Origin of the sequence: Cupriavidus sp. HMR-1 (genome assembly GCF_000319775.1) — a bacterium.
Classification (GTDB): Bacteria; Pseudomonadota; Gammaproteobacteria; order Burkholderiales; family Burkholderiaceae; genus Cupriavidus; species Cupriavidus metallidurans.
In genome coordinates, this window is the sequence record NZ_ANKP01000279.1 from 1 (window position 1) to 12,229 (window position 12,229).

Annotated in this window: 12 protein-coding genes and 2 pseudogenes; 7 read left to right on the forward strand and 7 right to left on the reverse strand. The window is 59.0% G+C overall.

The features are described 5' to 3' along the window. Window positions 1-310 precede the first annotated feature (310 nt). The gene (locus D769_RS30355) at window positions 311-547 is read left to right on the forward strand and encodes a type II toxin-antitoxin system VapB family antitoxin (protein ID WP_008652555.1); all 237 of its coding nucleotides are present in this window, start codon (window positions 311-313) and stop codon (window positions 545-547) included. Continuing rightward, window positions 501-746 carry a cytochrome c1 gene (locus D769_RS30360; RefSeq protein WP_223277379.1) on the forward strand — a complete coding sequence of 82 codons (246 nt, stop codon included), beginning with the start codon at window positions 501-503 and terminating at the stop codon, window positions 744-746. Before D769_RS30355 ends, D769_RS30360 begins: the two co-directional genes overlap by 47 nt. Window positions 747-1,289: 543 nt before the next feature. Here the strand turns inward: D769_RS30360 and D769_RS30370 are convergent. Further along, window positions 1,290-1,571 carry a hypothetical protein gene (locus D769_RS30370; protein ID WP_008652558.1) on the reverse strand — a complete coding sequence of 94 codons (282 nt, stop codon included), beginning with the start codon at window positions 1,569-1,571 and terminating at the stop codon, window positions 1,290-1,292. Between the two features lie 587 nt (window positions 1,572-2,158). On the opposite strand from D769_RS30370, the gene D769_RS30380 reads away from it, so the two are divergent. Then, the gene (locus D769_RS30380; RefSeq protein WP_008652562.1) at window positions 2,159-2,785 is read left to right on the forward strand and encodes a tyrosine-type recombinase/integrase; all 627 of its coding nucleotides are present in this window, start codon (window positions 2,159-2,161) and stop codon (window positions 2,783-2,785) included. Window positions 2,786-3,216: 431 nt separating this feature from the next. On the opposite strand, the pseudogene D769_RS30385 reads toward D769_RS30380, so the two are convergent. The 3 genes and pseudogenes from D769_RS30385 to D769_RS30400 all read right to left on the reverse strand — a co-directional run. Next, a pseudogene (locus D769_RS30385) lies at window positions 3,217-3,825 on the reverse strand (acyl-CoA dehydrogenase); the annotation flags it as partial. A gap of 666 nt (window positions 3,826-4,491) precedes the next feature. Next, window positions 4,492-4,845, reverse strand: a complete 354-nt coding sequence (locus D769_RS30395; RefSeq protein WP_008652569.1) for a hypothetical protein — start codon at window positions 4,843-4,845, stop codon at window positions 4,492-4,494. Between the two features lie 67 nt (window positions 4,846-4,912). Next, window positions 4,913-5,737, reverse strand: coding sequence for a cytochrome c (locus D769_RS30400; protein WP_227461555.1), 825 nt, complete (start codon window positions 5,735-5,737; stop codon window positions 4,913-4,915). Window positions 5,738-6,609: 872 nt separating this feature from the next. On the opposite strand from D769_RS30400, the gene D769_RS31610 reads away from it, so the two are divergent. Further along, a complete protein-coding gene (locus D769_RS31610) occupies window positions 6,610-6,954 on the forward strand; it encodes a Cu(II)/Cu(I) resistance protein CopM (RefSeq protein ID WP_133428603.1) in 345 nt (114 codons plus the stop codon). 29 nt (window positions 6,955-6,983) lie between these two features. After that, a complete protein-coding gene (gene copK, locus D769_RS30405; protein WP_008652571.1) occupies window positions 6,984-7,268 on the forward strand; it encodes a periplasmic Cu(I)/Cu(II)-binding protein CopK in 285 nt (94 codons plus the stop codon). A 24-nt stretch (window positions 7,269-7,292) separates the two neighbouring features. On the opposite strand, the gene D769_RS30410 is transcribed toward copK, so the two are convergent. The 3 genes from D769_RS30410 to D769_RS30420 are packed head-to-tail and all read right to left on the reverse strand — an operon-like array spanning window position 7,293 to window position 9,912. Beyond that, window positions 7,293-7,787 (reverse strand): hypothetical protein, encoded by a 495-nt coding sequence (locus D769_RS30410; protein WP_011514844.1) that lies wholly within the window; start codon window positions 7,785-7,787, stop codon window positions 7,293-7,295. Window positions 7,788-7,837: 50 nt separating this feature from the next. After that, window positions 7,838-9,229, reverse strand: a complete 1,392-nt coding sequence (locus D769_RS30415; protein WP_008652574.1) for a heavy metal sensor histidine kinase — start codon at window positions 9,227-9,229, stop codon at window positions 7,838-7,840. After that, a complete protein-coding gene (locus D769_RS30420) occupies window positions 9,226-9,912 on the reverse strand; it encodes a heavy metal response regulator transcription factor (protein ID WP_008652575.1) in 687 nt (228 codons plus the stop codon). The genes D769_RS30415 and D769_RS30420 overlap by 4 nt, the downstream gene beginning before the upstream one ends. A gap of 203 nt (window positions 9,913-10,115) precedes the next feature. Here D769_RS30420 and D769_RS30425 point away from each other — a divergent pair, with 203 nt between their 5' ends. Further along, window positions 10,116-11,900 carry a copper resistance system multicopper oxidase gene (locus D769_RS30425; protein WP_040011367.1) on the forward strand — a complete coding sequence of 595 codons (1,785 nt, stop codon included), beginning with the start codon at window positions 10,116-10,118 and terminating at the stop codon, window positions 11,898-11,900. A gap of 31 nt (window positions 11,901-11,931) precedes the next feature. Next, window positions 11,932-12,229: pseudogene (locus tag D769_RS31615) on the forward strand (copper resistance protein B); the annotation flags it as partial.

The window sequence follows — 12,229 nt, forward strand, 5'->3', positions numbered from 1 at the left end:
CGCCGGGGCCGCCTTGGCGCACGCCGTCACGGCGCGCAGGAAACGAAGTGGCCGAGGTGCAGGCGCGGTCGCAGGCGACTCAGGCGGAACGGTTGCAGCCATGGCGGCTCCAAGCGTCGGAGCCCGCGCGGCACGGACTGGAGACAGAACGCAGACCACAGGTATCGGCGGCAGACAAGAATTGGCCTGCAGTGGACACACCGATTTTGCAGGCCTGTGGTGGCAAAACGCCCGCATTCCCAATGTAAGTGCGCACCAAAATCGACATCATTGGATGCTATAGTCTGTGCCGGTACTTGCGGAGATTCCTATGCGTACGACGATTACGCTTGACGATGAACTGCTGGCCAAGGCCCGTGCCTATACGGGGCTGGAAGAGAAAACGGCACTTGTGCGCGAGGCGCTAAAGGCCTTGATCCAGCGTGAAGCCGCCAAACGACTCGCGAACCTTGGCGGGAGCCAACCTGGCATCGAAGGGGCACCGCGTCGCCGCAGCGACGATGACGAAAACCGGATCGGTGAGCCACCAGACGGTGGATCAGATTAAGATCATTGAGGCTCCTGTCAATGGCGACGCACCGAATACGGTTGACGAAGAGGCCAAGGTCCTTACACGTTCACTGCCAGGCGTGGAGTCGGTCGCCGACGAAGACGGCGCGATGATCATCCGGTTCAGTGACGGAACTGAGGCTACTGTCGTGCGCAGCTTTCTCGCGTGGGCGGGCGATCCGACGTTTGAGCTTTGACTCCCTCGTGATGAGCGGACGGGCATGGCGTGTTCCCCTCGACCCCGAGTTCAGGCCGATTGAATTGGCAGCAGAAGTTGCGCGCGCGCTCTTCTCGCAATTCGCTCCCAATGCCGATGAGATTACGTTCTTATTCAAGCAGGACGTCGAATTTTTCACCCCGGAGCAAATTGGTCTAGCGTGGCTTGTCCCAATTGCGATGTGGACATCGAAGACTGGTGGGTGACCAAGATGGATGATTTCGCTGTGGGCAGACTACCTGACCTGCTGGTCAAGACTGCTGCTGTCAGGCTACCGTCTCATTGAACGATCTCAGATATTTGTGGCCGACAGCATTTGGACGGCTCGTACTTGAGGCGATGAATCCGAATCTACGCACCCTATCGGGTGAGCAAGAATCGCAACTCGAAGATGCGCTCGGCTGCAAGCTTAGAGCAATCTGTGTACCTATCTAGCTCTGATGCTCTCAACCGCCCGGAGAACGCCTGCTGTAACGGTGCTGCGCGCGAGCGCCGGCGACCGAAGGCCTTCCGAGTTTTCGCGTCATTTCCATTGGAATGATGCTGCTCGCACGAACTGCACACGCGCCTCCTCGGGCAGCCATGAAAATCCAATCTCGAGCCCGTGATCACACGCATCAGAGCATTTCGAAATGTCGACGTACTGCCAATGTTCCGGACGACACGCTTCTGCCCATATCCGCTCGAAAATGGCGCGGTCGTCGGAATCATGTGAGATGTGGTCCAACACAACCGAATAGAACGTCCATGGCTTTTCCCAATCCTTGAACTGAATTGCAACCCCGATGAGGTCAAGCGTGGCCATATTGCTTTGGTCCCAAAGACTCGAAGCGGTCAACGATACCACGCTGAATGGCTGCTTTCGGGTGTGATATGAAGGGTCGGTCACGGCCCGCTCACCGAGACGCCCCCTGCGTCCCGCACAGGAACTCGGCGATTGAGTCTCGGCAACCAACGAATCGGCAAGATCCGAAGCTGCCCCCGCACGAAAATTTTGGTCCTATGCTTCGGCTCTTCGGAGCCTGCGGTGCCTTCGGGCGCGCGCTCATGACGATCAGTATCTCGCTGATCCGAGGAAGCCTCCGGCCGTCACATGCTGCAATCCCCTTCTGCCACGGAGATAAGCGATGGATGACCATACCCAGATTCTCGTCTGCAAATGCGGGGGCCCCGTCCGGATTCGCGAACTGCACTTCGAAATCGGAGGCAACCAGGCCTTGGACTGTGCGCCATGTCCGCTGTGCTACCGAAAGCTCTACCAGATGTGCGTTGAAGGGGTCGTCTCGGCCGAACTGGTTTCGGAGGTGGAGTGGGACTAGCGCCCAGCGCCCACAACTTGAGGGGCTCCGGCACAAGCGCAAAATGGGCTCCCATCAACTCTAGGAGCTAGTCATGACTACCTCCCAAACATCTGTCACCCACCACGACCCGTGGAACAAGGGAAGACTGACGGGGCAGAAACCTCCGTTGAAGCTATCCGAGATCTGGGCCATCCGTACGCGCCTTCAGCTCACCGCAAACACGAGAGACTTGGCGATGTTCAACCTCGCCATCGACAGCAAACTGCGCGCTTGCGATCTGATCCGTCTCCGCGTTCAGGATGTCAGCGTAGGAAGACAAGTTGGCATGCGTGCGACGGTCATGCAGCAAAAGACCCATCGACCGGTGCAGTTTGAGATTACTGGCCCGACTCGCGAATGCCTCCAGGCCTGGATACATGCACGGGGATTGAGCTGCGGCGACTTTCTCTTCCCCAGTCGTTTGCATTCTTCGCCCCATATATCGACCCGACAATATGCCCGATTGGTCCATCGGTGGGTAGCCTCGATCGGCCTGGACACCTCCGCTTATGGGACGCATTCAATCCGGCGAACGAAGGTCTCTTTGATCTACCGACGGACCAAGAACTTAAGAGCCGTCCAACTGCTCCTCGGTCATACCAAGCTCGAGAGCACCGTCAGGTATTTGGGCATTGAGGTTGATGACGCTTTGGAGATTGCAGAGCAAACCGAAGTCTGACCTTTACATCGGCCGGCAGGCGGTCGCTTGTCGGCCATTAGGGGCCATTTGGTTGGTAGACGTTCGTGACCGAACTCCCCTCATTCCGGACGTAGACGCCTCTGTACCTGAATCCCAACCAAGTCGGGGAGACGCCGAACAGAATCCGCCACCCTCCGCGCATCCCGTCGCACCAATTACGCACGTTGCAAGCAAATATTAGAAAGCACTGGACAAGTCAAGCCACGAGGCCAGTGATTCGCAGGATTGACGCGCAACGCGGGTCGCTTCGCAGTTCCGGCAACCTGCGGCGCGATGCATCTCGGGTGGGATGACCGCACGGTATGTTGACATGCATCCAGAGGTCGCAGCCGAAGCGGTTCTCGGCGAACAGCCTGTTGACCCCGCTTGATGCTGGCGTGGACGTCGCGATCAGGATTGCACGTGCGCATTCAAGACCCATGCCTCTGCAGGATTTCCTTGGCGATCGTGTTACGCTGGATTTCGCTGGTTCCCGTGACGATGCGGTATAGCCGGAGCCTGCGGAAGATGAACTCGACCGGATGGTTCTTCGTGACACCCACGTTGCCATGAATCTGCACGGCCTTGTCCGCGATCTGGAAGCAGGCTTCCGAGACGAAGAGCTTGCACATCGACGCCTCCATGCGGACGTCACTGCCTGCATCGGCACGGCGCGCGGCAGCCAGCACCATGCTCTCGCAGGCAAACAGGCTGGACGCCATGTCCGCCAGCATGTGCTGGATGGCCTGGAATCGCATGATCGGGCCGCCGAACTGGCGGCGCGTGTTCGCGTAGTCAATGGACAAGCGCAGCGCCTGGCGGGCCAGGCCGATCATGGTCGGGCAGTGCAATAGGCGGTTGAGGCTGATCCGGTTCATCGCAAGCCGGAAACCGTTGCCTTCGCCGCCGATGCAGTTGCAGCGTGGCACGCGGACATTGTCGAGGATGATGTCGGCGTCCACGTACTGGCCGGTGATGGGCACGCAGGCGGTATCGAGTGTCACTCCCGGGCTGTCCAGATCGATAAAGATCGCGGAGATGCCTTCGTTGCCCTTGTCGGGGTCCGTGACGCACATCGCAAGTCCAAGCCAATTCAGAGACGACTCAGGACAAGGACAGGGATCGCAAGAACTTCGCTGAGATCTTTGAAGTGGCCGGAGTTGGCACCTGACGGTTGCTGTTCCATCGGCATGGAGGCGGTGGCGTAAAAAAAAGCCGCCCGGAGGCGGCTTTTGCCAAAGTTGCTTAGGGCAGCGCTACAGCCACAAGTGCACTCATACCCAGCCCGTGAATCGTTTCCAACACAGACAACACAGACAGCTTCACGAAATCCAGAGAGTTTTTGCCCATACCTTCACCTTCGGCCTTTCCGACACCAGTTGATGTCGAGTTAATATTTGTCATACCGCGCAGCTTGACGAAGTCAAGCACCACCAGCAGGAGAAAATAAAAGACCAGGTATGAGGCACCCAGCAGGGTCGAACTGCCCGCAACCGCCCCTGACCTAAGCAACCTTGCCGTGGATTATGCCAGATCGGCCCGTGTTCTCACGCTCGGGCGTGGCGCTTCCGGTCACAGGGGCGTTTTCTCACGATTGCCAAGCTGCATGAAGGGGCGTGCAGCGAGCGCGTCAACGAAGATTTTCTGCATTGCTGCCATCCTGTCGGCCACGGGCGGCGACTCGTATGTCCATCGGCGCCCTTTACCTACAGGTAGCCGCCCACAAGGCCGCCGGCCTGGTGCAGCATTTCCCGCAGCCACGCGTCGCGGTCCAGACCCAAATTCCGGCCGTAGGGATCGTCGTTGGGGTCGGGCGCATCGCGCTGCGCCAGCGCCTCGGCAAATTCCGCGGCAGCCTGATTACCAGCGAGGTCGACAGCAGCTGCGTTGCCCAGTGCAATCCATCCGCCAGACTGGCCCATTAGAGCCTGTGCACCGTCCAGATCAATAGCCCGCAAGGCGCCGCGCGCGGTCGCGTGTGCTGTGAGTTGGTAGTCGGCCGCAGCGTCCAGCGCGGCCTGCGCCTCGGCCTCGCGCGCGCGGTAGATATCCGGATTCATAGGGACGTTTCCTTAAGCCTGCCACGAAAATCTGGTCGCAAGATACCGAACGGTCGAGTCTTGCAAATCATGCCCGACCTGTCTCATCTGCGCTGAGAACGCAGGGAGCGTCGGATCGGCAAACGGCTCGCTGACGTAGAGTTCGGCACGCGAAATCACCGGTGTACGACAGCGACCCGACAAAGAAGGCAGTGGCCCACCTGTCGTCGTCTGGCAGCGCGCCGAAACTTGGCATGGCGGTGCCGGTAACACCGTTGCTGAGCACTTGATGCAGCGCGAAGAGGCTTCGCTCCTGCGCGCGCAGATGATCGGTCAGATCGGTTGGCTTCGGATCGAGCGTCGCAGCCAGCGGCCCATCACCACGCCCCTGCGCGCCATGGCAACTTGCGCACTGCGCCTGGAACAGCTGAGCGCCCCGACTTAGATCGGGTACTTTGGCAGGCGCCACTGGAAAAGGGTACGCGCGCTGTACAGCGGCCGCGAGTTCGTGGGCGATTTGCGCCACGGCAACCGCTGTGGCCTTGTTCGCGACTGCCTCGCGCAATGACGCTGCCTGCTCGCGTAGCGATTGAGTGGCGGGACCCTGAGGCAACTCTCCCAGTTGGCGCTCCGCTGTGGCCGCAAACTCCTGCATCTCCGCATATTCGGATCCATTGAGCACCTTGCCATCGTCCACCGCACCGCCGTAGTCAACCGCGACGTAGTCCAGGAGTTGCCAAATCTGCCGGGCTTTGGCGTCGAAGGCCTCCGCGGCGTGGACAAAGTTCGTGAACAACGCGCTGATCGTCAGCAGCAGTGCAATCGGCCAACGGCTCAGAACTCGGCAAAACATGGAGGCACCCCGGATATTCATTCGGAAATGAGTGTAATTCGCATTCGCCACCACGTCCACGCCAAACGCTTCGTTCCCGCCACCCTGCGACGCATTAGTGTCCAACGATGGCGTCGTCGGCTAGGCCAAGCGAGATCCTACCGTCAAGTGAGGCCTAAGGATCGCGCCGGATCTCAATGTAATCCCCCCGACAGTTTCCGGTTAACTCCTCGTACTGAGTCCCTCGCATTGCAGACGCCGCAAAACTGACAAGTCAATGCGACGCACCGTGCTTGCTGCATTCCTTCTCGCACCTTTCGCAAATCGTGGCACACAGCGCACAGATCTCCCTTGCGTGCTGGGGCTTTCTGAGGCCACCATCGCCGCTGCGAATGCGCAGGCCTGCACGCACCCGATATCAAGTTCGATGCTGTAGCGAGGCGTCTCAATGAACGCCCGCGCAAGACACTAAACTTCGGTACGCCGGCTGAACGACTCCATCAAGCTGTTGCGTTGACCGGTTGAATCCACAGGTGAAATCCGCTGCCACGCCGCAATGCCCACGCGCATCCACGAAGAATGCGCATCCAATCGTTAAATGACGGGAATCTAACCGCCACATGACATAGTTCTTTCAGAGCGGCTTCAAGTATTACCGCATCAGAAGCGATGCAATGCTCTTAAATTTTTCAATATCCAATCCAAGCTCCAGACGTTTGCCTTTGCATTGGCGCGATCAACGCAGGAAAAGATTTGTATTCATTACCGTATGAAACTGTATCTTCAATTTCTTCCCCGCCAGTGTTACCTCGTTAACATCAATCTTTCGGGAGGATTACATTTTCGCTCTATACGGCCCGCTGCTCGGGTCCGGGAATAAAATTAAATTGAAAAGACAGTTCTCGAACGCCCCATCCGCTACTTGTAATGTCAGGATGCGAATGAAAGCAGGCATGCCACTCCTCTTGTCCGTTGGCGCAGCCATCTGCCTTGTGCCGGGACAGGTGTGGGCAATACAACTGGCATGGGTTGCCGAGACACCGACTGGACTGGGCATTGATGGCATCAAGGCCGAACGCCGCGACGACGGGGATGAGGTCCAGCTATTGGTGTTGGCGGCCAATCCCCGGCATCACTCGATGAAGCATGTTACGCCGCCGAAGGCGACGAGCCAGCCGCCGGACCGATCGACGCCGGCATCTGCACCGGACAGTCAACAGGCGGGTTGCGAAGATGACAAGAAGACAAGGTCCACTGAACCTGTTGTTCCACAACATGGTGGACCCAATGCGCCCTAGTGCAGGACCATAACCTGGAGATCTAAACGATGAAACAAAAACTGATGGTCGGAGCCTTCATTGCTGCCGTATCGCTGAGTGCGGCGGCGGTCGATATGAGCAATGTCGTTAAAACCTACGATTTGCAGGACGGCTCGAAGGTGCACGTTTTCAAGGACGGCAAGATGGGCATGGAGAACAAGTTCGGCAAGTCCATGAACATGCCGGAAGGCAAGGTCATGGAGACCAGGGATGGCACGAAAATCATCATGAAGGGCAACGAGATTTTCAGGCTCGACGAAGCCCTCAGGAAGGGCCACAGCGAAGGGGGCTGATGCTGCCAGGGCGCGTTGCGCGCCCTACTTCGCCCACTCGGGGGATGCAGAAACGAAAATCCGCAACGGCCTCGTTGCCTGCATTCTCCATTCCTGCCGTTCCCCCGCAAGCAAATGAATCGTCACGGGCTGACTATTCGCCATTGGCGTCATGGCTTCGCTCTGCGATAGCACGACAGCGACGTCGATGCTTTTTTCACCCAGGTTTCGCAAGCTGAGCGAAACCGACTCACCGGTCCGGACGGCACGGCTCGCAGGCTGGCCGTCGAGACGGTCCACCTCCACGACCCACTCCGTCGCCGGCCATGTCTTTCCCGACGCGCCCGGCGCCAGATAGGCGGCCGCGGCAGGTTGCACGTCCGGGATGGGGATGATGTGTGCGTGAGCGACAAGCCCCGATAAGCTCGCCAGCCCAACGATTCCATATCTAATTCGACGCAACGCTTGCCTCCACTGCAGTAAGATTTGAAAGCCCATCGGGTCACTTGCTTCCGCCTCGCGGCGCAAGCTGACCAGCACGGCAGCCCACCCCAGGCAGCGCTGCTGTGCGCGAGGCCCTTGCGCGGGCCTCAGGTCAGTCCGAGGCGACCATGCGGGAACGTCATGGTGAAACGGGTTTTTCCGCCGGAACAGTCCGCGGCAATTTTTCCGCCATGCGCAACCACGATCGCCTTGGTGATCGACAGTCCCAGTCCGACACTGTCCGAATCCAGTCGCGTCCTGGACTTATCTGCCCGAAAAAACCGATCAAAAATGTAAGGAAGCAGATCCGGCCGGATTTCCTCGCCCTCATTCTCCACCACGATCATGGCATCAGTTCCGTGCTCCCGTACAGACACCAGGATCTGACGACCCTCCGCGGTGTAACGCAGCGCATTGGATAAGAGGTTGCTGAGCGCCCGACGCATCATCAGACGGTCGCCCGCTAATTTGGCGTTCCCCTGCAGTTGCAGGTTGACCCCCTTGTCCTCGGCCAGCGCGTCGTAGAAGTCGAAGAGTGCCAGCACTTCATCGGCAATATCGATCGACTCCTCATTGGGCAGCGTGATGCCGTGCTCCATTTTTGCCAGATACAGCATATCCGAGACCATCCGTCCAAGACGCTGCAATTCCTCGGCGTTTGAGGTCAGCACATCGCGATACTTTGCGGCGTCACGCGGCTGGGACAGAACGACATGTGTCTGCGTCATGAGGTTGGTAATCGGGGTGCGCAACTCGTGCGCCAGATCTGACGAAAATTCCGACAACCGTTGAAAATCGTTCTGCAGACGCTCGAGCATCGCGTTCAATGTCGCCGCGAGATCCGCCATCTCGACTGGCACCGCGGCCACCGGCATGCGCGCATCCAATCGGTTCGCCGTCACATCTTTAGCGCGCGATGCCATCATGCGCAGTGGCGCCAGACCGCGGCGCGCAGCCCACCAGCCCAGCAAGCCGCTAGCGAAAGCAGCGAGCGTTGTATAGAAAGCCAAGGACCGGCGGAAGGCATGCATAAAGTGTGCATGAATCTCCGTGTCCATTCCGACGACCACTTTCAAGGCGCCCACATCCGAGCCTAAAACGGGCACCTCCGCTCGCATGCCGCGGTAGTGCTTGGTTTCCTGCTGCCACACGAAGGTGCCTTCGGAGTTCGGCCCCTCGTTCGTAGCGCTCTCCGCCGGCCTGAAATCGAAATCCCGCGTGGCAAAAATCGTCTTGCCTTGCGCGGTCTGCACCCGTGCGACAAAGCCGGGATGGTGCTCCACCAACTCCTGCAGGCGCGCAGGCAGACGTTCCACAGGAGTTTCATCCGCGACGCGTTCAATCAGACGGATGTTGTCCCCCAGCACCACAAAATCTTCGTTGGCGAAGTGCCGGTCCATCGCCAGCCAGATAAGCACGCCAAGTCCGAGCAGGACCACTGCGGAGGAAAGCGAGAACAGGATGGTCAGCCGAACAGTCAGGGACAGACGGTGCCTCATAGAGGATCCTCAGGTGCCTCGAGGACGTATCCCATGCCGCGCACAGTCTGGATCAGCTTTACTTCAAAGCCGTCATCGATTTTTGCCCGCAGGCGCCGGATCGCCACGTCGATCACGTTACTATCGCTATCGAAGTTCATGTCCCACACCTGGGAGGCAATGAGGGATCGGGGAAGCACCTCCCCCCTTCGACGCGCAAACAACTCGAGCAAGGCGAATTCCTTACTGGTCAGCGTGATGCGTCGCCCACCGCGAGACGCTCGCCGCCGGCTCAGATCCAGAATCAGATCGGCCACTTGAATCCGGTCCATCGCTAGTTGCACCGCGCCTCGACGCAGCAGCGTCCTGACCCTGGCAAGCAGCTCCGAAAAGGCAAATGGCTTGACCAGATAGTCATCCGCGCCGAGCTCGAGGCCTCGCACGCGATCGGCAACACTGTCTCGCGCCGTCAGAAACAAGACCGGGACCGCGTTCCCTGACGCGCGGATGGCATGCAGAATATGCCATCCGTCGACGTCGGGCAGCATGACATCGAGGATGATGAGATCGTAGGTTTCATTGACCGCAAAGTGTTGACCATCGAGTCCATTGGCGACCAGGTCGACCACGAACCCCGCCTCGGTCAGGCCCTGCCGGAGATACTCCCCCGTCTTGACTTCATCTTCCACTACCAGCAGTTTCATTACCCAACCTCCTCCCAACGCGATCGGCCGGGTTTTGTTAATACAAATTTTTATCTTCGGCGTAGTCTACCCAGTACGCACCGAGGCGACCCCAACCTGTCCGGAATGTAATGTTCAGGTAAGTCGTCGGTAGCCAGCATCTCGCTACTCTTTGACCTGCCGCAAAAACCGAAGCGGCCATTCAAGCGAAAAGGACTATTTTCATGCGACGTGATCGACTGTCTGGCATCTTGCTGCCCAACCTGCCACGCCGCCGTTTCGTACAAGGTTTGGCCGCCGGCGGGGTAATGGCGGGGCTGAGTGCTTTGGGCGGAACTGCGTGGGCACAATCATCGGGACTCCCCGAAAGCGCTTCATCCGGCACCGCCCCGGTATTGACGGGGACGGAGTTTGACCTTGTCATCGCCGAATCGGTTGTCAACTTTACCGGTACGCCGCGGGTGGCGACAACTATCAATGGGATGCTTCCGGGCCCGACGCTGCGCTGGCGGCAAGGTGACACGGTGACGATCCGCGTAACGAACCAATTGCGCGAGCACACGTCGATCCACTGGCACGGCATCATCCTGCCGTTCCAGATGGACGGCGTACCGGGGATCAGCTTCGCCGGTATCGCCCCTGGCGAGACATTTACCTACCAGTTCAAGGTCGAACAGACCGGAAGCTACTGGTATCACTCGCATTCCGGCTTCCAGGAAATGACCGGCGTGTATGGCGGCATCGTGATTGATCCGGCCGCCGGCGTGGACGGTGTCCGAGCCGACCGGGACTACACGATTCTGCTCTCGGACTGGACCGACGAGGATCCCATGCGGGTCCTGTCAAAACTGAAGGTTCAAGGCGACTACTACAACTACAACAAGCCGACCGTCTTCGATTTCTTCCGCGACGTTTCAAACGACGGTGTGAAGAGCGCTTTCGAAAAGCGCAAGATGTGGAACGAGATGCGGATGAATCCGACCGACCTCGCGGACCTTTCCGGTGCCACGCTGACCTATCTGACCAATGGCGTCACCCCCGCTGGCAATTGGACAGGCCTGTTCAAGCCCGGTGAGAAAGTGCGCCTACGATTCATCAACGGGTCCGGAAATACGTTTTATGACGTCCGTATTCCCGGCCTGAAGCTCAAAGTTATCCAAGTTGACGGCCAAAATCTGGAGCCCGTAAGCGTTGACGAGTTCCGCTTTGGTGCCGGCGAGACCTACGACGTGCTGGTGGAGCCGCGAGACGACGCCTATACGATCTTCTCCCAATCCATGGATCGCACTGGCTACGCCCGCGGCACACTCGCAGTGCGAGCAGGACTGAGCGCACAGGTGCCGGCAGTCGACAAGCCCGAGTGGCTCACCATGGCCGACATGATGGGCAGTATGGGTGGCATGGGTGGCATGAACCACGGGGCCATGACCATGGACCATAGCCAGCACGCGATGGGCGCCATGGACGCTTCGCTCAAGGTCCCCAGCACCAAGGCGCGGCACGCCAAGACCGAATATGGGGCCACCACGGACATGCACGTGGACATGGCCCGAACCAATCTCGACGACCCCGGCATCGGCCTGCGCAACAATGGGCGCCGAGTTCTGACCCTGGCCGATCAACATACTATTGGCGGCCCCCTCGACAAGCGTGGCCCCGCCAGGGAAGTTGAACTGCACCTGACCGGCAACATGGAGCGCTACTCCTGGTCAATCGATGGTGTTGAGTACGGCAAATCCACACCGGTCCGCTTCAAGTACGGTGAACGACTGCGTGTGATTCTGCACAATGACACGATGATGACCCACCCGATGCACCTGCACGGCATGTGGAGTGAGCTAGAGTCGCCTGACGGTTCGTTCCAGGCCCGGCGACATACCATTCCGGTCCAACCTGCGCAGCGGATCAGCTTCCTGGTAACCGCCGACGCATTGGGCCGCTGGGCATGGCACTGCCACCTTATGTTGCACATGGATGCCGGGATGTTCCGCGAAGTACTTGTGGCCTGATCCGACTCTCTTCAACCGACTACCAGATCCCATGTACAAGTACACACGAATTGCAGTCGCCGCCCTGCTCACTGCAGGAATGAGCGCCGCGTGGGCACAGCACTCGCATTCGCCCAACAGTTCAAACAACGATGGTGCGCCGGCAAACGAAGCAACGCCGGATTCACGCCCCCAGAAGGCGACAGCCCCAACCGCGAAGAAGCAGGGCTCAACGCCGAGCGCAGGACAAGGCTCAATGCAGGGCATGGACCACAGCAAGATGCAGGGCATGGACCAGGGCTCGATGCAGGGCATGGACCACAGCAAGATGCAAGGCATGGACCAGGGCT